Raw genomic sequence first — 21,838 nt, forward strand, 5'->3', positions numbered from 1 at the left:
TCAACCGAGCTTCTGTGTCGACGCCTCACCAAGATCACGCGTATGTGAGGCAGTTCACAAGCCGGACTGTCCCGCATCCTATGCCTCCCGGTCTGTGACGTGCGACACGGGGTAGGGCAACGACTTTGTGATCTCCACCACCTGACGATCGATCATGTGTCAGAGGGCGGGTGGATCTTCGTACAGGAAGCGTCCGACTGGTCACTTGAGGTAACAATGCGGAGAGTCACCGCTGGTCGGAAGCGTTACGGCACTATCAAGGCGGTGCGGAGAGCGGCAAATTGGAGCTGGACGCGGACGGCGTGATAGACGCGCGCCCCACCCGAGCGGGGGAGGTTCCGGGACGCGGGTGGACGACCGTCGGCGCGGATGGCCGGAAGTCGTCATCGTGCACGCGTTCACGAGCGCGCGGGATCCCGGGCGTTCACCATTCTGTGACCTGCGCCACTTCACTCAACCCTCACGAAAGACGGGCCTGGCCATGTGGGTAAACGGATGGTAAGTGGCGGGCAATCCGGGCGATTCACCGAAAGCATGTGATCACAGCCATGATCACGAGTGACCGTTATGCCCGTTACGGCGTCAATAAGGGTCACTGCCAAGCGGATTGATCTATTCCGAACGTAACTGTGGCGCAACACACGTTTCTTGAAGGGAACCCGAAAGCCCTGATAGCGATTGTCCTCATGTCCCACACCGCTCACATACCCAGCCACCGGAAGCCCCGCCGAAACGCGTCGAAAACCGCGATCCGGTCCGGAGTCGCCGGTGGCGTCCTCAGCACCATCGCGCTCGCTGGTGCCGCCGCTCCGGCCAACGCCGAGCCGGTGACCGAGACCATCGAGATGCCCACCCTCACCTCCGGTCTCGCCGGCAGCGTCGCGCAGTCCGCCGCCGCCACCCAGCAGGTCGCCGTCGACCTCGAACTCCAGGCGCAGGAAGACGCCGCCGCGGCCAAGGCCGCGAAGCTCGCCAAGACGGCCCAGGCCGAGGCCGAGCGCAAGGCCGAGGCGAAGGCCAAGGCCGAGAAGGCCGCCCGCGCCGAGGCAGCCGCCCAGGAGCGCGCCTCGCGCTCCGAGGAGCGCACGACGCTCTCCGCGCCCTCCAGCAGCGCCGCCCCGGCCTCGCAGAGCACCACACAGGCCAGTGGATCGGCCGCCGCCGTCCTGGCCTTCGCGCGCGCTCAGGTCGGCGACGCGTATGTACTGGGCTCCACCGGCCCCGACTCGTGGGACTGCTCCAGCCTCGTCCAGGCCGCCTACCGCCAGGCCGGCATCGACCTGCCGCGCACCTCGCAGCCGCAGTCGACGTCCGGTACGCAGGTCTCCCTGGACAACCTCCAGCCGGGCGACATCCTTTACTGGGGCGGCGCGGGCAGCGCGTACCACGTGGGGATCTACTCCGGCGGCGGCAAGTTCATCGGCGCGCAGAACTCCGGTACCGGAGTGGTCGAGAAGACCCTGGACTGGGACCCGCCGAGCGGCGCGGTCCGTATCCTCTGATCCGACCGCTCAACAGGACAGGCCGAGGGCCGTCGCTCCCCCGCCGGGGAGCGACGGCCCTTCGCCGTGCGTGCCCCGGCGCACTCCCAACGGGCCTGGCGGGTGCGCGTGTTCGAGAGTGCCGCGGTGACATCGGGGGCATCGGACAGGAAGAGAGGAAATTCTCTCCCCCCACATGCACGCACCACGCAGGAGGCACCACCGATGACCGTCAAGGGCGTCGACGTATCGTCGTACCAGAGTTCGTCGTTCTCCACGAAGGGCCTGCACTTCGCCTTCGTCAAAGCCACCGAGGGCACCTCGTACCTCAACCCCCGTATGACGGCGCAGGCTTCGCACGCGCGGGACGCCGGTCTTGTCGTCGGCTTCTACCACTTCCTGCGGCCCGGCGGCATGAAGGACCAGGCGAAGTACTTCGTGGACAAGGCCGCCGAGCACGCGGGCGACCCGCTGTTCGTCGACTGGGAGGACCCGGACGTCTCCTGCGCGTCGAAGGACGCCTTCCTGGCGGAGGTCCGGCGGCTCAGGGGCACGGACCACCGCGTGGGGCTGTACTGCAACCGGGACTTCTGGCTCAACCGCGACACCACGAGCGAGGCGGGCGACGCCCTGTGGATCGCGGACTACGTGAGCGCGGGCAAGCCCCGGATAACGGCGGCGTGGAAGTTCCACCAGTACACGGACACCCCGCTGGACACGAACGTCGGCCAGTTCGCCGACGCCGCCGCCCTGCGGAGCTGGGCGCGGGGCTGAGGCCCGAATCCAGGGCTGGGCCCCAACCCCGCACCGGCCGCTACGACTTGGGCGCGACCTTGCTCAGACCGTTGATGATGCGGTCCATCGCGTCGCCGCCCGTCGGGTCGGTCAGATTCGCCAGCATCTTCAGCGTGAACTTCATCAGCAGCGGGTGCGTCAGCCCCCGCTGCGTCGCGATCTTCATGACCTTCGGGTTGCCGATCAGCTTCACGAAGGCCCGGCCCAGCGTGTAATAGCCGCCGTAGGTGTCCTTGAGGACCTGCGGATAGCGCTGGAGGGCCATCTCGCGCTGCCCCGGCGTCTGCCGGGACTGCGCCTGCACGATGACGTCCGCCGCGATCTGGCCGGACTCCATGGCGTACGCGATGCCCTCGCCGTTGAACGGGTTCACCAGCCCGCCCGCGTCACCGACCAGCAGCAGGCCCTTCGTGTAGTGCGGCTGCCGGTTGAAGGCCATCGGCAGCGCGGCGCCGCGGATCGGCATCGTCATGTTGTCGGGCGTGTAGCCCCAGTCGGCCGGCATCGAGGCGCACCACGCCTTGAGCACCTCGCGCCAGTCCAGCTCCTTGAAGGCGGAGGACGAGTTGAGGATGCCCAGGCCGACGTTGGAGGTGCCGTCGCCCATGCCGAAGACCCAGCCGTAGCCGGGCAGCAGCCGGTCCTGCGGACCTCGCCGGTCCCACAGCTCCAGCCAGGACTCCAGGTAGTCGTCGTCGTGCCGGGGCGAGGTGAAGTACGTACGCACGGCGACGCCCATCGGCCGGTCCTCGCGCCGGTGCAGCCCCATCGCGAGCGACAGCCGCGTGGAGTTGCCGTCGGCGGCGACGACGAGCGGGGCGTGGAAGGTGACGGGCGTCTTGTCCTCGCCCATCTTGGCGTTGACGCCGGTGACACGGCCGGTGCGCGGATCGATGATCGGGGCGCCGACGTTGCAGCGCTCGTGCAGCTTCGCCCCGGCCTTCTGCGCCTGCCGGGCCAACTGCTCGTCGAAGTCGTCACGCTTGCGTACGAGGCCGTAGTCCGGATAGCTGGCCAGATCGGGCCAGTCGAGCTGGAGCCGTACACCGCCGGCGATGATCCGCAGGCCCTTGTTCCGCAGCCAGCCGGCCTCTTCGGAGATGTCGATGCCCATGCCCACCAACTGCTTGGTGGCGCGCGGAGTGAGGCCGTCGCCGCAGACCTTCTCGCGCGGGAAGGCGGTCTTCTCCAGCAGCAGGACGTCCAGGCCCGCCTTGGCGAGGTGGTACGCCGTGGTGGAACCGGCCGGGCCGGCCCCGACGACGATCACATCCGCGGTGTGTTCGGAGAGGGGCTTGGTCACAGCGGGATCTCCCGAAGACTCGTGGGACCCGGCGGGCGGGCCCCATCATGGCGTACCGACGGCTGTGGACATGTTCGGCACTGGACATGTGCAGTCTATGGGTGCGTATTGATCGACAAGTTGAAGGGCTCCCCTCGTGAACGACATCACCCGACCGGTCCCCGACGTACGGCTGCGTGTTCCCACCGAGGCGGACGCGCGCGAATGGCACCGGGTCTTCGACGATCCCGATGTCATGGAGTTCCACGGCGGTCCCGCGCCGCTCGCCGAGTACGCGGAGTTCACCGCCCGCCAGCGCGCGCACGCCGCCGAACTGGGCTTCTGCCTCTGGACGTTGCTCGACGCCGACGACGAGGTCGTCGGCTTCGCCGGCGCGCAGCCGTGGCCGCACACGTCGTTCGGCCCGGTCGGCGAGATCGAGATCGGCTGGCGCCTGGGCCGGGCCCACTGGGGCAAGGGCTACGTGACGGCCGCCGCGCACGCGACGCTGGAGCGGGTACGGGCCGCGGGCGTGCCCACCGTCGTGGCGATGGTCGACGCCCGCAACGACCGCTCGGTCGCGGTGGCCCGGCGGCTCGGCATGGAGCTGGAGGAGACGTTCATGACGCCGGTGGGCAAGCGTAAGGCGTACCGCTTCCGGCTCAGGCTGGACCGGCCTTGACCCCGCGGTGCAGTGCCACGACCCCACCGGTCAGATTCCGCCACGCGACCTTCGACCAGCCGGCCTTCTGGAGCAGCCCGGCCAGCGCGGGCTGGTCGGGCCAGGCGCGGATGGACTCGGCGAGATAGACGTACGCGTCCGGGTTCGAGGACACGGTGCGCGCGACCGGCGGCAGCGCGCGCATCAGATACTCCGTGTAGACGGTCCGGAACGGCACCCACGCCGGCTGGGAGAACTCACAGATCACGACCTGCCCGCCGGGCTTGGTCACCCGGTACAGCTCGCGCATCGCGGTGTCCGTGTCCTGGACGTTGCGCAGGCCGAAGGAGATCGTGACGGTGTCGAAGACGCCGTCGCGGAACGGCAGTTCGGTCGCGTCGCCGGCGGTCAGCGGCAGCCAGGGGTGGCGCTTCTTGCCCTCGCGGAGCATCCCGAGCGAGAAGTCGCACGGCACGACGTAGGCGCCGGTGGCGGCGAAGGGCATGGACGAGGTGGCCGTGCCCGCGGCGAGGTCGAGGATCTTCTGCGCGGGGCGGGCGTTCACGGCCCTGGCGACCTCTTTGCGCCACAGGCGCGCCTGGCCGAGGGAGAGCACGTCGTTGGTGAGATCGTAATTCGCCGCCACGCCGTCGAACATCGAGGCGACTTCGTGCGGCTGCTTGTCCAGGGAAGCTCGGGTCACCCGTCCATTGAAGCAGTACGCCTCCGGCGCGGGCGCGGGGACCGGCGCTGTGGCCGGGAACGTCGTCCGTGTCGCGCGGCTCGTGGGCCGCGCTTGTCCTCAAACGCCGGACGGGCTGCGCTTGTCCTCAAACGCCGGACGGGCTGCGTGCTGTGTCCTCAAACGCCGGACGGGCTCAATTGAGCCCGTCCGGCGATTGAGGACAAGCGCGGCCCAGTCCTAGCCGGTTCGGTGCACCAGCCGGCCGTCCAGGACCGTGGCCACGCACCTGGCCGCGCCCGCCCGTGCCAGCGCCGCGTACGGGTCGGCGTCGGGCGGGACCAGCACGCCGAACACGGCGAAGTCGGCCTGACGGCCCTCGAAATCCAGCGGCGGCAGCACGAAAGCCTCCTCGACCGGGCGGCCCGCGAGCGGGTCCAGCACCGGCGGGCCCGGTGGCTCGGTGAACCGCTCCTCGATCCCGAGACCGGAGCGCACGACCGCGTCCACCACCGCGGGGCGCCGCAGGGTGCCCGCGACCGCCACCGTCCCGTGCGCCAGCATCCGCCGCACCCCGCGCCGTGCGCTCGCGCCCCAGCGGCTCTCGGTCATCTCCAGCGCCGCGAGCGCGTCGCCCGTCAGCGGTTCGGTGCCCAGCTCGTCGGCCTCGCGCGGGTCGGGGTGGTAGGCGCGCTCCAGCAGCTCGGGGCCGTACGGATTGCACAGCCCCGGGGTGAGGACGCCCACCCACCGTCTGACCCGGGCGAGGGGACGGGCGCGCGCCAGCTCCTCGTACGGGCCGACCGCCTCGATCGCGTCGCCCGCGACCAGGACGGCGCCGTACGGCACCGGCGCGCGTCCCGCGCCGGGCAGCAGCAGGTCCGCGCGGTGAATCGTCAGTGCCACCCGGTCAGTCCCGGTCAGTTGGCGTCGAGCAGCTTGAGTTCCGGGTGCGCCGTGCCGCCCGCGATCGCCGTGGAGGAGATGTGCGAGGCGACGCGCTCGTCGACCGGGTCGTTCGCCGGGTCGTCGTGCACGACGATGTGTTCGTACGTCGTGGCGCGCTGCGCCGGCACCCGGCCCGACTTGCGGATCAGGTCGATGATCTCCAGCCGGTTGGAGCGGTGCTTCGCGCCCGCCGACGAGACCACGTTCTCCTCCAGCATGATCGAGCCGAGGTCGTCCGCGCCGTAGTGCAGGGAGAGTTGGCCGACCTCCTTGCCCGTGGTCAGCCAGGAGCCCTGGATATGGGCGACGTTGTCGAGGAAGAGGCGGGCGACGGCGATCAGCCGCAGATACTCGAAGAGAGTCGCCTGCGTCTGCCCCTTCAGCTTGTTGTTCTCCGGCTGGTAGGTGTACGGGATGAACGCCCGGAAGCCGCCCGTGCGGTCCTGTACGTCGCGGATCATCCGCAGGTGCTCGATCCGCTCGGCGTTCGTCTCGCCGGTGCCCATCAGCATCGTGGACGTCGACTCGACACCGAGACCGTGCGCGGTCTCCATGATCTCCAGCCACCGCTCGCCGGACTCCTTGAGCGGCGCGATCGCCTTGCGCGGCCGGGCCGGCAGCAGCTCGGCGCCGGCGCCCGCGAACGAGTCGAGGCCCGCCGCGTGGATCCGGCGGATCGCCTCCTCCACGGAGACGTCCGAGATACGCGCCATGTGCTCGATCTCGGAGGCGCCGAGAGAGTGGATGACGAGCTGCGGGAACGCGGCCTTGATGGCGGCGAAGTGCTTCTCGTAATACTCCACGCCGTAGTCGGGGTGGTGCCCGCCCTGGAACATGATCTGGGTGCCGCCGAGTTCGACGGTCTCCGCGCAGCGGCGCAGGATGTCGTCGAGGTCGCGGGTCCAGCCCTTGTCGGTGTCCTTGGGTGCCGCGTAGAAGGCGCAGAACTTGCACGCCGTCACGCAGACGTTCGTGTAGTTGATGTTCCGCTCGATGATGTACGTCGCGATGTGCTCCGTACCGGCGTACCGGCGGCGGCGCGCGCGGTCGGCGGCGGCGCCGAGCGCGTGGAGGGGGGCCGAGCGGTAGAGGTCGAGCGCCTCTTCCGGGGTGATCCGGCCACCCTCGGCGGCGCGGTCGAGGACAGACTGCTGGTCGGCCTTCTCGGTCACCGGGGCGTCACCTTTCGGCGGTGTATCAGTGGATCTACGGACCGATCCAGCGTACGCCAGGGGTACGGGCGGACCGGCTGCCGGGCTCGCGGGGCCACTCGCCGCCGCTACTGCTTCTTGAGCGTGCCGGTCGGGTTGCCCGCCGCGTCCTCCCCCGAGGTGAACCGCAGATCGCCGTCCCCCGTGAGCGTGAACGTCAGCGCGGCTGCCGTCGTGGTCGTGCACATCCCCGCGCTGCCGGGCCGGTCGGGATCGGTGGACTCCTCGACCTTGATCTCCTCGGCGGTGGCCGAGACCAGCGTGGCCACCCCGTAACACTTCGCCTCCACGCCCAGGACCGAGAGGAAGCTGGTCGAGCGCAGGACCTTCTCGCCCTTCTGGCCCGCGCTGATCTCGACCGTGTAGTCGCCGTGCGGCAGCCCGTTGTCCTCGGTCGTCGGCCCCTTCCACGTGCCGACGAACCGCTTCGGTACGGCGGTGAGCGCCCCGGCCGCCCCGTCGCGCGTGGCCGACGTGCTCGGGCTGGTGCCCGCCGAACCGCCCTTGTCGGCGGCGTCGGACGACTTGCCGTCCGAGAACTGGTCGATGAGCATCGTCCCGCCGAGCGCGACGGCGGCCAGCGCTCCCGCGACGGCGAGGGCGACCGTGCAGCTCACCTTGCGGCGGCGCGGCCCGGCCCGGCCGGCGCTGACCGAGAGGGACATCCGGGGGTCGTGGGTGTCCTGGGCGTCCTGGTGGTGGCCGGGTCCAGGCACGTCGGGCTGCGTCGGAGGCCCGAACTCGCCGAGCGGGGGCGCCGATCCGAACGATCCGGCCGTCGGCGGCGGTGTGTCGGGCGGCGGCGGCGTGGGCCAGTGCACCGCCGGGCCGGGAGCGCTCCGTACGGGCTGCGCCGTCTCCAGGTCCAGCAGTTGTACGGCCGCCCGGCTGACCTCCCGTACCAGTGGGTCCGGCAGCCAGCCCGCGTCCACCAGCGGGGCCGCCCCATCGGGCGCGAGCCGCGCGGCGACCTCGGCGGGCGTGGGGCGCGCGGCCGGGTCCTTGGCCAGGCAGTGCGCGACCAGGTCCTTCAACTCACCGTCCAGCGCGCCCAGTTCGGGCTCCTCATGGACCACCTTGTAGAGCAGCGCGGCGGACGAGTCGCCGGGGAAGGGGCTCACCCCGGCCATGGCGTACGCGAGCACCGCCCCCAGCGAGAACACGTCGGCCGCGCCCGTGACGCCCTTGCCGAGTATCTGCTCGGGCGACATGTAGCCGGGCGAGCCGACCGAGACGCCGGTGGAGGTCAGCGAGGCGGTGCCGTCCGTGGCGCGGGCTATGCCGAAGTCGATGAGCCGGGCCCGTCGAGGGCCAGCAGGACGTTGGAGGGTTTGACGTCGCGGTGGACGAGACCCAGCTCGTGCACCGCGCCCAGCGCCTCGCCGAGCCCGGCGCCCAGCGCCCGTACCGTCCGCTCGGGCAGTGGGCCGTACGTGGCGAGCGCCTGCGCCAGCGAGGGGCCCGCCACATAACCGGTGGCGACCCACGGGGTGTCCGCCTCCGGGTCGGCGTCGAGCACCTGCGCGGTCCACGCGCCGCCGACCCGGCGGGCCGCCGCCACCTCACGGCGGAAGCGGGCCCGGAACTCGTCGTCCAGCGCGAAGTGCGGATGGATGACCTTCACGGCGACCGTACGGCCGCCCTCGGACCTGGCCAGATAGACCCGTCCCATGCCACCGGCCCCGAGTCGGCCGAGCAGCCGGTACGCGCCTATGGTGCGAGGCCCGTCCGCGTCGAGCGGCTGCATGCCGCCCCCTCCCCCGTGCGATGTGTCCGTGTCCTTCTACCTTCTCAGGACGGAAGCAACTCGACCCGGGGGTCGGCCGGATAGCCGGTCGTGGGCCCGGTGCGGCGGGCGAACTCCCGTACCCCCGCGAGCTGGTCGGGACCGAAGCGGAAGTCGAGCGTCGTGAAGTAGCGCTCCAGCAGCTCCGCGTCGAAGGTCTCCCAGCGCGCCGCGTGCTCGGCGACCTTGGTGACCTCCTCCAGCGATACGTCACGGGAGGCGAGGAACGCCTGGTGCACCTGGCGTACCGTCTCCGGCTCACGCGCCAGATAGTCCTTGCGCGCCGCCCACACCGCGAAGACGAACGGCAGCCCCGTCCAGTCCTTCCACATCTGCCCGAGGTCATGGACCTGGAGACCGAGGCGGGGCGCGTCGTGCAGGGAGGCGCGCAGGGCGGCGTCACCGATCAGTACGGCCGCGTCGGCCTCCTGCATCATCAGCCCGAGGTCGGGGGGGCAGGTGAAGTAGTCGGGGGTGACCTCGTACTTCTCGGCGAGCAGGAGTTGCGCGAGCCGTACGGCGGTCCGGGAGGTCGAGCCGAGGGCGACCCGCGCCCCGTCGAGTTCTTCGAGCGGCACCTGCGAAACGATCAGGCAGGACATGACGGGGCCGTCGCAGCCGACCGCGAGATCGGGGAATGCGACAAGGTCCTCGGCATTGCGGAGGAATTCGACCACGGTGACGGGGCCGATATCGAGATCTCCGCGCACGAGGCGCTCGCTGAGCTTCTCCGGGGTGTCCTTCGTCAGCTCAAGATCGAAGAGGGCGCCTGTTCTGCCGAGGCCCCAGTAAAGGGGCAGGCAGTTCAGGAACTGGATGTGGCCGACGCGCGGCCGGACGGGGGGGTGACCGCTTCCGCCCGCCTCGGGGCTTGCTGTGATTTCAGATGAGCTGTCCACACCGCGAGGCTAGACCTGTGAGGCGTGTGGGGGCGCACGGGGGCGCCGGGGTGTCCTCGGGCGAGTCTCCTTCGCACGTCAGGGACGCGCCACGGAGGGGTCGGGGGCGGGGCGGGGGGCGAGTCAGGGACGCATAGCGGACGCGTCGGGAACCTCGCCGCGTCAGCCCGTCGGAGCCCTCTTCAAACGTCCGGGTGACGTGATCTTTGGGTGATCTTTCCCCCTACCGCTGCCCGTGAGCCGCGTGCTAGGCTCGCCGCAAGTTGCAGTTTGGTTTCCCTTGCAGTACAGAGCCTGCGGAGCATGTGACCCGCAGGCTTTTGTAGTTTTCAGACTTCTTTGCAGGTTCTGGAGCAGGGCAACCCTTTGGCCCAAGGAGGGCTTATGGCTACCGGAACCGTCAAGTGGTTCAACGCTGAAAAGGGCTTCGGCTTCATCGCCCAGGACGGCGGCGGCCCGGATGTCTTCGTCCATTACTCCGCGATCAACGCGACCGGATTCCGCTCCCTCGAGGAGAACCAGGTCGTGAACTTCGACGTCACCCAGGGCCCGAAGGGCCCCCAGGCGGAGAACGTAACCCCGGCCTAGGACCTGTCCGTCGAATAGCGCCGTCCGCCCGGAGGGCGGGGCGCGCGGCGTCCGGTGCGTGCGATCGCAGGGCGGAGGATCGCCCTCGTACTGGACGTACTTGGGTGACTGACGACAACGCGGCGAGTGTGCGTGCCGGGGGTCGCGCGCCAGGCGGGATTCGTCGGACAGGGCCTAGTTGCCCGGGTCGGTAGATCGCGCACGGAAAGAACACGCAGTACTCAAGGAGCCCTGTCCCCGTATGTCCAGTACGGGGAGCAGGGCTCCTGCCTTGTCCCGCGAACCGGGCGCCGCTCACGCGTAAAGCTCGTCGATCTCCGTCGCGAAGTCCTCGACCACGGTCGCCCGCTTCACCTTCAGCGACGGCGTCACGTGCCCGTTCTCCTCGGTGAAGGGCCTGGGCAGCACCCGGAAGCGGCGGATCGATTCCGCCCTGGACACCAGCCGGTTGGCCTCGTCGACCGCCCGTTGCAGGGTGGCGAGCAGGTCCTCGTCCGTGACCAGTTCGTCCTGGGGCAGGTGCTGCTTCTTCTTCATCTGGCACCAGTGCGCGAGCCCGTCCGGCTCGAGGGTGAGCAGCGCCGTGACGTACGGGCGGTTGTCGCCGAGCACCAGGCACTGGCCGATCAGCGGGTGGGCGCGCAGCCAGTCCTCCAGTGGGGCCGGGGCGACGTTCTTGCCGGCCGAGGTCATGATGATCTCCTTCTTGCGGCCGGTGATCGCGAGATAGCCGTCGTCGTCCAGCGCGCCCAGGTCCCCCGTCGCGAACCAGCCGTCGTCCAGGGCGGGTACGGGCTCACCGCGCTCCATGTCCCAGTAACCGACGAAGACTTGGCCGCCGCGCAGCAGCACCTCACCGTCGTCGGCGATCCGTACGGCCGTGCCGGGCAGCGGCCAACCGACCGTGCCCAGCTTGGGTTTCAGCGGGGGCGTCACCGTGGCGGCGGCCGTGGTCTCCGTCAGGCCGTATCCCTCGAAGATCGTGATCCCGGCGCCCGCGTAGAAGGCGGCGAGTGAACGCCCCAGCGGGGAGCCGCCGCAGATGGCCTGCACGACCCTGCCGCCGAGGGCGGCCCGTATCCGCCGGTAGACCAGCGGGTCGTACAGCGCGCGGGCGGCGCGCAGGGGCAGCGAGGGGCCGGGGCCCGTACCGGCTGCGGCGGCCTCGACGGCGTGCCCGTAGGACCGGGCGATCTTCGCCGCGCGGTCGAAGGACGAGGCGCGGCCCATCGACTCGGCGGTGGCGCGGCCGGTGTTGAAGACCTTCTCCAGGACATACGGGACGGCCAGCAGGAACGTCGGCCGGAAGCCCGCCAGATCGGCGATGAGGTCGTCGGTGCGCAGCGACGGCGCGTGCCCGAGCCGTACTCGCGCGCGCAGACAGCCCACCGCGACCATGCGTCCGAAGACATGGGAGAGCGGCAGGAACAGCAGCGTGGAGGCGGGCTCCTTGCTCACCGATTTGAAGACGGGGTGGAGCAGTTCGATGCAATTGTCCACCTCCGCGAAGAAGTTGGCGTGCGTGAGGGCGCAGCCCTTGGGGCTTCCCGTGGTGCCGGAGGTGTAGACGAGGGTCGCGAGGGAGGCGGGCGAGAGCGCGGCCCGCCGCGCGTCCAGCTCCGCGTCGGGGACGTCGGCGCCGGCCGCGCGCAGTGTGTCGACGGCGCCGGCGTCGAAGGTCCACAGGTGGGCGAGGTCCGGCAGTTGTCTGCGTTCGTGGTCGATCAGCCATGCCTGCTCGTCGCTCTCGACCGCGCAGGCGACAGCGCCGGAGTCCTGGAGGATCCAGCGGGTCTGGAAGGCGGAGGAGGTGGGGTAGACGGGGACGGTGATCAGGCCGGCGGCCCAGGCCGCGAAGTCGATGAGCGTCCACTCGTAGGTCGTACGGGCCATGATCGCCAGCCGGTCACCGGGCCGCAGCCCTTCGGCGATCAGCCCTTTCGCGACGGCACGGACCTCGTCGGCGAAGGCGGCGGCGGTGACGTCGCGCCAACTCCCGTCCGCCTGCTTACGGCTGAGGACGGCCTCGTCCGGGGCGGCGTGGGCGTTGTCGAAGGGGATGTCGGCGAGGGATCCGTGGGGGGCGGGGGGCACGAGCGGCGGTACGGAGACCTGCCGTACGACTCCGTCCACCCACAACTTCTCGGGCTCACCCTGCGCGAGCGCCGGGGGCGCGGAAACGGACGGCGGCTCCGGGGGCTCCGGTACGGTCGGTGGCGCGGGCACCTGCAACGGCTGATCTGCGGACACGCGCGGCTCCTCGTCTCGGCGGCGGGTCTGACTCGGGCGCCCGGCACAACCTACCGGCCGCGCGCGCCACCCTCGCAAACTTTGACAAACGCGCGCGCCGCGGGACGACGCGGCGGCGCCCCCGGCCGGAAGGCCGGGGGCGCCGCCAGGAGGTGAACGGAGTTCGGTCAGCGCGTCACGCGGCGACCGGGACCGCCTTCTCGCGGTCGCTGGGCTCCGGCTCCGGCTCGTCGATCGGGGACGCCGACGCCGAGTTGTACTTGTCGTGGTCCAGGATCTTCTCGCGGGAGGCGACGATGACCGGTACGAGAGCCTGTCCCGCGACGTTCGTCGCCGTACGCATCATGTCCAGGATCGGGTCGATCGCCATCAGCAGACCCACACCCTCCAGCGGCAGACCCAGTGTGGACAGGGTCAGGGTCAGCATGACCGTCGCGCCGGTGAGGCCGGCCGTGGCCGCCGAGCCGACCACCGAGACGAAGGCGATCAGCAGATAGTCCTGGATGCCGAGTTGGACGTCGAAGATCTGCGCGATGAAGATCGCCGCCAGCGCCGGGTAGATCGCGGCGCAGCCGTCCATCTTCGTGGTGGCGCCGAACGGGACCGCGAAGCTGGTGTACTCCTTCGGCACACCGAGACGCTCGGTCACCCGCACGGTGACGGGCATCGTGCCGACCGAGGAGCGGGAGACGAAGGCCAACTGGATCGCGGGCCAGGCGCCCTTGAAGAACTGGATCGGGTTTACCTTGGCGACCGTGGCGAGCAGCAGCGGGTAGACGCCGAACAGCACCAGGGCGCAGCCGATGTACACGTCGGCGGTGAACGTCGCGTACTTGCCGATCAGGTCCCAGCCGTAGTCCGCGATGGCGAAGCCGATGAGGCCGATGGTGCCGATCGGGGCGAGACGGATGACCCACCACAGGGCCTTCTGGAGCAGTTCGAGCACCGACTCGCTGAGCGTGAGGATCGGCGCGGCGCGGTCGCCGAGCTTGAGCGCGGCGATACCGGCGACGGCGGCCATGAAGACGATCTGGAGGACGTTGAGTTCGGTGAACGGGGAGATCACGTCCTCCGGCACGATGCCGGTGAGGAAGTCGATCCAGGAGCCCGAACCGTCCGGCTTCTCGCCGTCCTTGGGGGTCAGGCCGGTGCCTTCACCCGGGTTGGTGATCAGACCGATCACGATGCCGATGGCGACGGCGATCAGTGAGGTGATCATGAACCAGAGCAGGGTGCGCGAGGCCAGCCTGGCCGCGTTGTTGACCTTACGGAGGTTGGTGATCGACACCAGGATCGCGAAGAAGACCAGCGGGGCGACGGCCAGCTTCAGCAACTGGATGAAGATGCTGCCTGTTTTATCCAACGTCGTGTAGAGCCAACCGATGTCCTGGCTGCGGGCGAGCCAGCCGAGCAGGACACCGAGGACGAGACCGGCGACGATCTGGGCCCAGAACGGGACCTTGGGTATGGAGAAACCTGGGCCTGAACCGGCCGGCTTGCCGCCCTTGGCGGCCTTACCGGTGGTGGCGGGCTCGGAATTCGCGGACACGGACACACTCCAGTTGGGCATACGGAGATACGGGGACGAGGGGATGGAACTGGGGGGGTGCGGCGCCCGTGCGTCAGAAGTGGCACCGCCGCATGAAGCGGGCTCGGATCAGAGAGAGCTCAGAGTGAGCCGCGACAGACCGCGGACATGCAGCGGCAGAGATCGACATGCAGGCGCGCCACGAGCGGGACGCTCGCGGCAAGATGGCGCACTGATGTCTTCATGCTGAGTACATTAACACCGGGACTTTGGGATACTCAAAGGTCTGCTTTGAGGTATCGACGGGCGCGAGGCCCGGAAACACCGACGCCCCAGCCTGGAGGCGGCAGGGGCGTCAAAGACCGGTGTGCGGGTGTGACGTAACTTACGCGGCGCTTATACGGGCACGGGCTCCACGAGCCCAGGGGCAGCGGGCTACTGCGTCGCGCCGTCCTCCTGCGCGCGGTTCGCCTCAAGCTTCGCCTTCGCGTTGTCGACCTTGCCGACAAGCTGCACGGACATCTCGTCGCGCTGCTTGCGCAGCAGAATGAAGCTGAGCGGCGCGGAGATGACCAGCGCGAGCAGCAGCACCCAGACGAAGTTGGAGTCGCCGAGCCCCTTGGGCAGCACGCCGAACTGGACCAGGCCGGCGACGACGACGAAGCAGCCGACGAAGATGCCCAGGCGCATCGCGGTGTAGCGGATCGTGGCGCTCGTTCTGGCGGCGGTCACAGCGGCCCTCTCTCCTCGTGGCGACTTGTCCAGCGGCGTACGCGTCCAGTGAAGCACGCCGCCCGGCGCCCCATATAAGGGGGTTCCCGCTCAACGAGTTCAGTGCAGCGACAGCAGCATGGTGATGTCGTCGCGGTCGTCGCCGGGCGCCACCCGAATCGCGTCCGGCACCCGGCCGACCTCCTTGTAGCCGCACGACGCGTAGAAGCTCTCCAGGCCCATGCCGCCCCGGCAGGTGAGCCGTACCGCCTCGACGCCGTCGAAGCCGCGGGCGGCGTCGGCCACGGCGTACATCAAGTCGCGGCCGTACCCCTTGCCCTGGTGCCGCGGGTGGACCATCACCGTGTACGCCCAGATCCAGTGCCGCATCAGCCGGTGGGAGTTGGCGTTGAGGAACGCCGCGGCGGCCACCGCACCCTCCTGGTCGTGACCGACGAGCAGCCGGGTACGGCCCTCGACCATCGACACGAGGTGCTTGACCAGCTCGGCCCGTACCTCGTCGGGGTTCACCGGTGGCACGAAACCGACGGCGCCGCCCGCGTCGGAGACATCCGTCCACAGCGCGACGACGCCGTCGCGCAGGGCCGGATCGACGGGCGGGTCCAGGATGAATGTAAGTGCCATTCCTCAACACTAACCATTACCCGCCCGCCCGCTCAACCCTGTTCCGGAACGCGAGAAGCCCCAGCTCGGCGAGCTGGGGCCACTCAACGGGAACGCGCGCGGGCACGCGCTGGCACGCGCGGGCAGTCTCAGAGCCGCATCGGCTGCGGCGTCTCACGACGCTCCGCGTCGGGGCCGGGGTACTCCCGGATGATCTCGTAGCGCGTGTTGCGTTCGACGGGCCGGAAGCCGGCGTCGCGGATCAGGTCGAGCAGATCGTCACGGCCGAGCTTGTTCGGCGTGCCGTAGTTGTCCGCGTCGTGCGTGATCTTGTACTCGACCACCGAGCCGTCCATGTCGTCCGCGCCGTGCTGGAGCGCGAGTTGGGCGGTCTGCACGCCGTGCATCACCCAGAAGACCTTGACGTGCTGGACGTTGTCGAACAGCAGCCGGGAGACGGCGAACGTCTTCAGCGCCTCGGCGCCGGTGGCCATCGTCGTACGCGCCTGGAGGCGGTTACGGACCTTGCCGTCCTGCATGTCCACGAAGTCGTGCTGGTAGCGCAGCGGGATGAAGACCTGGAAACCGCCGGTCTCGTCCTGGAGTTCACGCAGCCGCAGGACGTGGTCGACCCGGTGCCTGGGCTCCTCGATGTGCCCGTACAGCATCGTGCACGGGGTCTTGAGACCCTTCGAGTGCGCGAGCCGGTGGATGCGCGACCAGTCCTCCCAGTGGGTGCGGTGGTCGACGATGTGCTGCCGGATCTCCCAGTCGAAGATCTCCGCGCCGCCGCCGGTCAGCGATTCGAGCCCGGCGTCGATGAGTTCGTCCAGGATCTCACTGGCCGTCAGTCCGGAGATCGTCTCGAAGTGGTGGATCTCGGTGGCGGTGAACGCCTTCAGCGAGACTTCCGGCAGCGCCTCTTTAAGAGCCTTGAGCGAGCGCGGGTAGTAACGCCAAGGAAGCGTCGGGTGGAGCCCGTTGACGATGTGCAGCTCGGTCAGGCTCTCGCCCTCCATCGCCTTGGCGAGGCGGACGGCCTCCTCGATGCGCATCGTGTACGCGTCCTTCTCGCCCGGCTTGCGCTGGAACGAGCAGTACGCGCAGGACGCCGTGCAGACGTTCGTCATGTTGAGATGACGGTTGACGTTGAAGTGGACGACGTCACCGTTCTTACGCGTCCGCACCTCGTGCGCGAGACCGCCGAGCCAGGCCAGATCGTCCGACTCGTAGAGGGCGATGCCGTCCTCGCGGGTCAGCCGCTCACCGGCCCTGACCTTCTCCTCCAGCTCGCGCTTGAGCCCCACATCCATGACAGATGCAGTCATGCGGCGCCTCCCAGTGTGTGTGTCACATGTCCGCCCAACGCCCGGTTATCAGGGCTCCACCAACCGTACGCCTACGTTTCGTCGGGAAGTTCGCCGACCCGGTTCTCCCACTTGGTGGAGAGCACGATGGTCGTACGGGTCCGCGAGACGCCCTTCGTACTGCCGAGCCGGCGGATCGTCTTCTCCAGGCCGTCGACGTCACCGGCCCGGACCTTGAGCATGTACGAGTCGTCCCCGGCGATGAACCAGCAGTCCTCGATCTCGCTCAGTCCGCGCAACCGGTGCGCGACGTCCTCGTGGTCGGCGGCGTCGGAGAGCGAGATGCCGATCAGCGCGGTGACACCGAGGCCGAGCGAGGCCGAGTCGACGGTGGCGCGGTAGCCGATGATGACGCCCGCCGCCTCCAGCCGGTTGATGCGGTCGGTGACGCTGGGCCCGGAGAGCCCGACGAGCCGGCCGAGTTCGGCGTAAGAAGCTCTGCCGTTCTCTCTGAGGGCCTGGATGAGCTGCCTATCCACGGCGTCCATATGCCTGAAGCCTTCCATTGTTCAGCAATCTCGCAAGTTGATGTATGCAATCTAAGGCAGTGCGGCGATGCGGGGATGCATACGCGGACTCGCTAAGGGGCTCCTGGCCCCGGCTCCGTACGAGAGCCCCCCAGCTCCCCCTCCCAGCGCCGGTACAACCGGTGCGGCACCCCCGCCGCGTCCAGCACCCGCCCGGCGACGAAGTCCACCAGGTCCTGGATGTGCGTCGCCCCCGCGTAGAAACCCGGCGACGCGGGCAGCACCACGGCGCCCGCCTCGTCCAGGGTCACCAGATGCTTCAGGGTCCGGCCGCCCAAAGGGGTCTCCCGGACGGCGACCACCAGCGGGCGGCGCTCCTTGAGCGTGACGCTCGCCGCGCGTTGCAGCAGATCCTTCGACAGCCCGAGCGCGACGCCCGCCACACAGGCCGTGGAGGCGGGCACGATCAGCATCCCCTTGACCCGGTACGACCCCGAGGACGGCCCGGCCGCCAGATCGCCGGCGGGCCAGTGCCGTACGTCCGAGACGTCGGGGGCGAAGGTCCCCGGCTTCCCGTCGGCGCCCCGGCCCAGCCACGCCCGCAGATCGTCGCGCCAGTGCGCGTCCCTGAAGGAGATCCCCGTCTCGTCCAGGAGTGTGAGCCGCGACGCGCGGCTGACGATCAGATCGACGCTCTCACCGGCGTCGAGCAGCCCGCGCAGCACGGCCGCCGCGTACGGGGTCCCCGACGCGCCGGAGACTCCGACGACCCACGGCCGCCGGGCCTCGTCGTGCTGGTGGTCCTCGTGGTCCGATCCGGGTTTCACGCGTCCGACCCTATCCGGCGTCCGGAAGCAGGAACCGGGGACGGTACCTCGCGCGTTCCAGGGATGGGAGCGCGAGAACCCTTGGGGGGCGAGATGCCGGATTCATCCATCGACAGGAGCGCGGTGCGCCGTATCAAGGCGGCGGCCGGGCTGATGCTGGGCTGGGTCGCGCTGCTGTGGGTCCTGGAGGCCGTGGACTCCTCGACGGGCGCGCTGGGGACGTACGGACTGAGCCCGCGCGATCTGGGCGAGCTGCGCGACATCATCCCGATGGCCTTCCTGCACCACGGCTTCGACCATCTCTCGGCGAACGCCGTGCCGTTGCTGGTGCTCGGCTTCCTCGCCGCGCTCGGCGGCATAGGCCGCTTCCTGCGCGTGGTCCTCACGATCATGGTGGTCGGCGGCCTGGGCGTCTGGCTCACGGCCGCGGACAATTCGGTTACGGCGGGTGCGTCGGGCGTCGTCTTCGGGCTGCTCGGCTATCTGCTGGTGCGCGGCTTCGTGAATCGCAGCGCGGTCGACATCGTGGTGGGGCTGCTGGTCCTGGTGATGTACGGCTCCGCGCTGTGGGGCGTCCTGCCGACGAATCCGTCCGTGAGCTGGCAGGGCCATCTCTTCGGGCTGGTGGGCGGCGTGCTGGCGGCGTTCATGTTCCGCCGCCCCAAGCGCCGGGCCCCGGCGGGCGCGCTCATACCCTGACCGCGCCCAGCCGCCCACCTCTCCGTCACGTCGGACCGTCAGACGGTCAGGCCGCGTACGAGCAGGTCGAGCAGCGCGCAGATGAACAGCGCCATCCCGATGAAGCCGTTCACGGTGAAGAAGGCCCGGTTGAGCCGGGACAGATCGTGCGGCTTCACGACCTGGTGCTCGTAGAGGAACGCGGCGCTCACGATCAGCAGACCGACCCAGAAGAACGCGCCCGCGTCGGTGGCCAGCGCGTACCAGACCAGCAGGACCGTCGTCACGGCGTGCGCGGCCCGCGCGCCGTACAGCGCCGCCGGGATGCCGAAGCGCGCCGGGACGGACTTCACGCCGTGCGCGCGGTCCGCGTCGACGTCCTGGCTGCCGAAGATCAGGTCGAAGCCGCCGATCCACACGCCCACGGCGAGACCGAGGATCACCGCGTCCCAGGACCACTCGCCGGTGACGGCGATCCAGGCGCCGACCGGGCCCATGGCCTGGGCGAGACCGAGGATGGCGTGCGGGAAGTTCGTGAAGCGCTTGCCGTACGGATAGACGACCATCGGGACCACGGCGACGGGAGCCAGCACCAGACAGAGCGGGTTCAGCAGGGCGGCGGCGCCCAGGAACACCACGAGGGCGACGAGCGCGCCCGTCCACGCGGAGCGCACCGACACCGCGCCGGTCACCAACTCCCGGTTCGCGGTACGGGGGTTACGGGCGTCGATCTCACGGTCGATGATCCGGTTGCAGGCCATCGCGAAGGTCCGCAGGCCCACCATCGCGACCGTGACGAGCAGCAGCCGGCCCCAGTGGATGTTCTTGTCGAGCTGGAACATGGCGGTCAGCGCGGCGATGTACGCGAACGGCAGCGCGAAGACCGAGTGCTCGATCATCACGAGCCGCAGGAACGCCCGCGTCCTGTTGCCGGAGCCGGACGACGCCGGGCCCGGCCCCGTACGCCCCGGCCGGCCCTGTCCGACCAGCCCGTCGGCTCCCTCGGCGGCGCTGGTCACAGGCCGTACTCCCGCCAGCGCTTGGTCACCCGGTCCGCGGTCGCCGGGTCGGACTCGACCATCTCCGGCCAGCCGCCGTCGCGCGTGTACCCCTCCTCGGGGAGTTTGCGCGTCGCGTCGATACCGGCCTTGCCACCCCAGAACTGCTGGTACGAGGAGTGGTCGAGATGGTCGACCGGGCCCTCCACGACCGTCAGGTCCCGCGCGTAGTCGGTGTTGCCCAGCGCCCGCCAGGACACCTCGTGCAGATTGTGGACATCGCAGTCGGCGTCCACGACCACGATCAGCTTGGTCAGCGACATCATGTGCGCGCCCCAGATGGCGTGCATCACCTTCTGCGCGTGCTTCGGATACTTCTTGTCGATCGAGACGATCGCGCAGTTGTGGAAGCCGCCCGACTCCGGCAGGTGGTAGTCCACGATGTCGGGCACGACGATCTTGAGCAGCGGCAGGAAGAACCGTTCCGTCGCTCGCCCCAGCGGCCCGTCCTCCGTCGGCGGCCGGCCGACCACGATCGACTGGAGCAGCGGACGCTTGCGCATCGTCACACAGTCGATGGTCAGGGCGGGGAACGCCTCCTGCGGTGTGTAGAAGCCGGTGTGGTCGCCGAACGGCCCCTCGGGCAGCATCTCCCCCGGCTCCAGCCAGCCCTCGATGACGACCTCGGCGTTGGCCGGCACCTGGAGCGGCACCGTACGGCAGTCGACCATCTCGATCCGCTTGCCCTGGAGCAACCCCGCGAACAGGTACTCGTCGATGTCACCGGGCAGCGGCGCGGTGGAGGCGTACGTCACGGCGGGCGGACAGCCGAACGCGATCGCGACGGGCAGCTTCTCACCGCGTTTGGCGGCGACCTGGTAGTGGTTGCGGCTGTCCTTGTGGATCTGCCAGTGCATCCCGATGGTGCGCTTGTCGTGGCGCTGGAGCCGGTAGAGCCCGAGATTACGGACGCCGGTCTCCGGGTGTTTGGTGTGTGTCAGACCGAGGTTGAAGAACGATCCGCCGTCCTCGGGCCAGGTGAACAGCGCGGGCAGCCGGTCCAGATCGACATCGTCACCGGTGAGGACAACCTCCTGCACGGGCGCGCTGCCGGGCTTCACCTTCTTCGGCGGTACATGCGCCATCGTGCCGAGCTTCCCGAACGCCTCGCGCACACCCATGAAACCGTGCGGCAGTTCGGGCTTGAGCAGCCCGCCGATCGTGTCACTGATCTCCGTGTACGACTTGAGCCCGAGCGCCTTGAGCAGCCGGCGGTCCGTCCCGTACACATTCATCGCCAGGGGCATGTCGGAACCCTTGACGTTCTCGAAGAGCAGCGCGGGCCCGCCGGCCTTGTTGACCCGGTCGACAATTTCGCCGACTTCCAAATACGGATCGACCTCGGCCTTGATGCGCTTGAGGTCACCGTCGCGCTCCAGCGCCCGGAGCAGAGAGCGAAGATCGTCGTAAGCCATGCCGTCAAGTATCTGCTACTCGCTACCCTGGACCTGTAACCGGGGCCACCGCTCCGTACTCGATCTCCATTCCCAGGGGGACCGCCATGCTTCGGGTGCTGATGATTCTGGTGCCGCTGGCTCTCAGCATCTACGCGTTCATCGACTGCATCACCACCGACGAGAAAGACATCCGCCACATTCCCAAGCCCATCTGGGCCATCCTCGTGCTGCTTTTCCCGCTGGTCGGTTCGATCGCCTGGCTGGTCGCGGGGCGCAAGCCCACGGCCGGGATCGGCTCGGCGGGGCGGCGGGGCGGGTGGGTCGCGCCCGACGACAATCCCGACTTCCTCAAGTCCCTTGCGAAGGACGGCAAGGACGGCAAGGACGAGTCGAAGCCGGACGCGGGCACGGACGCGGGCACGGGCACGGGCACGGACGCGGACGCCGACACGGACGCCGTGGCCGAGCTGGAGCGGCGCGAGGCCGATCTGCGCCGCCGTGAGGCCGAGATCGAGCGCCGCGAGAAGGGCGGCAGCGCCGACGACGTACCGCCGACGGCCTGAGTCACGTCGTCACGCGGTCAGGTCACGTACGAGAG

At 69.5% G+C, this 21,838-nt stretch carries 20 protein-coding genes and 1 pseudogene; 6 read left to right on the forward strand and 15 right to left on the reverse strand.

What is annotated here, in order from left to right:
* Positions 1-686: 686 nt before the first annotated feature.
* Together OG329_RS16065 and OG329_RS16070 are read left to right on the forward strand one after the other, a co-directional pair.
* Positions 687-1,502, forward strand: a complete 816-nt coding sequence (locus tag OG329_RS16065) for a C40 family peptidase (RefSeq protein WP_405795824.1) — start codon at positions 687-689, stop codon at positions 1,500-1,502.
* Positions 1,503-1,706: 204 nt separating this feature from the next.
* Positions 1,707-2,255 carry a glycoside hydrolase family 25 protein gene (locus OG329_RS16070; RefSeq protein ID WP_405795825.1) on the forward strand — a complete coding sequence of 183 codons (549 nt, stop codon included), beginning with the start codon at positions 1,707-1,709 and terminating at the stop codon, positions 2,253-2,255.
* A gap of 40 nt (positions 2,256-2,295) precedes the next feature.
* Here the strand turns inward: OG329_RS16070 and OG329_RS16075 are convergent, their stop codons facing one another.
* Positions 2,296-3,579 (reverse strand): geranylgeranyl reductase family protein, encoded by a 1,284-nt coding sequence (locus tag OG329_RS16075; RefSeq protein WP_405795827.1) that lies wholly within the window; start codon positions 3,577-3,579, stop codon positions 2,296-2,298.
* 145 nt (positions 3,580-3,724) lie between these two features.
* Between OG329_RS16075 and OG329_RS16080 the strand changes: the two genes are divergently transcribed.
* Positions 3,725-4,240 (forward strand): GNAT family N-acetyltransferase, encoded by a 516-nt coding sequence (locus OG329_RS16080; protein WP_405801864.1) that lies wholly within the window; start codon positions 3,725-3,727, stop codon positions 4,238-4,240.
* Here OG329_RS16080 and OG329_RS16085 read toward each other — a convergent pair.
* From OG329_RS16085 to OG329_RS16105, 5 genes and pseudogenes are all read right to left on the reverse strand, one after another.
* Complete coding sequence (locus OG329_RS16085; protein WP_405795828.1) at positions 4,221-4,922, reverse strand: demethylmenaquinone methyltransferase; 702 nt, start codon at positions 4,920-4,922, stop codon at positions 4,221-4,223. The two genes, OG329_RS16080 and OG329_RS16085, sit on opposite strands and share 20 nt — an antisense overlap.
* A 219-nt stretch (positions 4,923-5,141) precedes the next feature.
* The gene (locus tag OG329_RS16090; RefSeq protein ID WP_405795829.1) at positions 5,142-5,807 is read right to left on the reverse strand and encodes an imidazolonepropionase-like domain-containing protein; all 666 of its coding nucleotides are present in this window, start codon (positions 5,805-5,807) and stop codon (positions 5,142-5,144) included.
* 14 nt (positions 5,808-5,821) lie between these two features.
* Positions 5,822-7,021 carry a cyclic dehypoxanthinyl futalosine synthase gene (mqnC, locus tag OG329_RS16095; protein ID WP_405795830.1) on the reverse strand — a complete coding sequence of 400 codons (1,200 nt, stop codon included), beginning with the start codon at positions 7,019-7,021 and terminating at the stop codon, positions 5,822-5,824.
* A gap of 107 nt (positions 7,022-7,128) precedes the next feature.
* Positions 7,129-8,807: pseudogene (locus OG329_RS16100) on the reverse strand (serine/threonine-protein kinase).
* A 44-nt stretch (positions 8,808-8,851) separates the two neighbouring features.
* Positions 8,852-9,727: a menaquinone biosynthetic enzyme MqnA/MqnD family protein gene (locus OG329_RS16105; RefSeq protein ID WP_405801865.1), complete on the reverse strand. Its 876-nt coding sequence runs from the start codon at positions 9,725-9,727 to the stop codon at positions 8,852-8,854.
* A 402-nt stretch (positions 9,728-10,129) separates the two neighbouring features.
* Between OG329_RS16105 and OG329_RS16110 the strand changes: the two genes are divergently transcribed.
* Positions 10,130-10,333, forward strand: a complete 204-nt coding sequence (locus OG329_RS16110; RefSeq protein ID WP_017948713.1) for a cold-shock protein — start codon at positions 10,130-10,132, stop codon at positions 10,331-10,333.
* A gap of 294 nt (positions 10,334-10,627) precedes the next feature.
* On the opposite strand, the gene OG329_RS16115 is transcribed toward OG329_RS16110, so the two are convergent.
* From OG329_RS16115 to OG329_RS16145, 7 genes are all read right to left on the reverse strand, one after another.
* Positions 10,628-12,583, reverse strand: a complete 1,956-nt coding sequence (locus tag OG329_RS16115) for an AMP-dependent synthetase/ligase (RefSeq protein ID WP_405795832.1) — start codon at positions 12,581-12,583, stop codon at positions 10,628-10,630.
* Positions 12,584-12,758: 175 nt separating this feature from the next.
* The gene (locus tag OG329_RS16120; RefSeq protein WP_405795833.1) at positions 12,759-14,132 is read right to left on the reverse strand and encodes a dicarboxylate/amino acid:cation symporter; all 1,374 of its coding nucleotides are present in this window, start codon (positions 14,130-14,132) and stop codon (positions 12,759-12,761) included.
* A gap of 414 nt (positions 14,133-14,546) precedes the next feature.
* Positions 14,547-14,843 carry a DUF4229 domain-containing protein gene (locus OG329_RS16125; protein WP_405795835.1) on the reverse strand — a complete coding sequence of 99 codons (297 nt, stop codon included), beginning with the start codon at positions 14,841-14,843 and terminating at the stop codon, positions 14,547-14,549.
* 99 nt (positions 14,844-14,942) lie between these two features.
* Positions 14,943-15,467, reverse strand: a complete 525-nt coding sequence (locus OG329_RS16130) for a GNAT family N-acetyltransferase (RefSeq protein WP_405795836.1) — start codon at positions 15,465-15,467, stop codon at positions 14,943-14,945.
* 128 nt (positions 15,468-15,595) lie between these two features.
* A complete protein-coding gene (gene mqnE / locus OG329_RS16135; RefSeq protein ID WP_405801867.1) occupies positions 15,596-16,759 on the reverse strand; it encodes an aminofutalosine synthase MqnE in 1,164 nt (387 codons plus the stop codon).
* An 86-nt stretch (positions 16,760-16,845) separates the two neighbouring features.
* Positions 16,846-17,301, reverse strand: a complete 456-nt coding sequence (locus OG329_RS16140; RefSeq protein WP_023539462.1) for an Lrp/AsnC family transcriptional regulator — start codon at positions 17,299-17,301, stop codon at positions 16,846-16,848.
* Positions 17,302-17,393: 92 nt separating this feature from the next.
* Complete coding sequence (locus OG329_RS16145; RefSeq protein ID WP_405795837.1) at positions 17,394-18,107, reverse strand: UbiX family flavin prenyltransferase; 714 nt, start codon at positions 18,105-18,107, stop codon at positions 17,394-17,396.
* A 93-nt stretch (positions 18,108-18,200) separates the two neighbouring features.
* Between OG329_RS16145 and OG329_RS16150 the strand changes: the two genes are divergently transcribed.
* Positions 18,201-18,806, forward strand: a complete 606-nt coding sequence (locus OG329_RS16150; protein ID WP_405795839.1) for a rhomboid family intramembrane serine protease — start codon at positions 18,201-18,203, stop codon at positions 18,804-18,806.
* Positions 18,807-18,844: 38 nt separating this feature from the next.
* On the opposite strand, the gene mqnP is transcribed toward OG329_RS16150, so the two are convergent.
* Positions 18,845-19,804: a menaquinone biosynthesis prenyltransferase MqnP gene (gene mqnP / locus OG329_RS16155; RefSeq protein ID WP_405795840.1), complete on the reverse strand. Its 960-nt coding sequence runs from the start codon at positions 19,802-19,804 to the stop codon at positions 18,845-18,847.
* Positions 19,801-21,258: a menaquinone biosynthesis decarboxylase gene (locus tag OG329_RS16160; RefSeq protein ID WP_405795841.1), complete on the reverse strand. Its 1,458-nt coding sequence runs from the start codon at positions 21,256-21,258 to the stop codon at positions 19,801-19,803. The genes mqnP and OG329_RS16160 overlap by 4 nt, the downstream gene beginning before the upstream one ends.
* Positions 21,259-21,344: 86 nt before the next feature.
* Here OG329_RS16160 and OG329_RS16165 point away from each other — a divergent pair, with 86 nt between their 5' ends.
* Positions 21,345-21,803, forward strand: a complete 459-nt coding sequence (locus OG329_RS16165; protein WP_405795842.1) for a PLD nuclease N-terminal domain-containing protein — start codon at positions 21,345-21,347, stop codon at positions 21,801-21,803.
* Positions 21,804-21,838 lie beyond the last annotated feature (35 nt).

The sequence above is a fragment of the Streptomyces sp. NBC_01506 genome (genome assembly GCF_045040295.1).
Classification (GTDB): Bacteria; Actinomycetota; Actinomycetes; order Streptomycetales; family Streptomycetaceae; genus Streptomyces.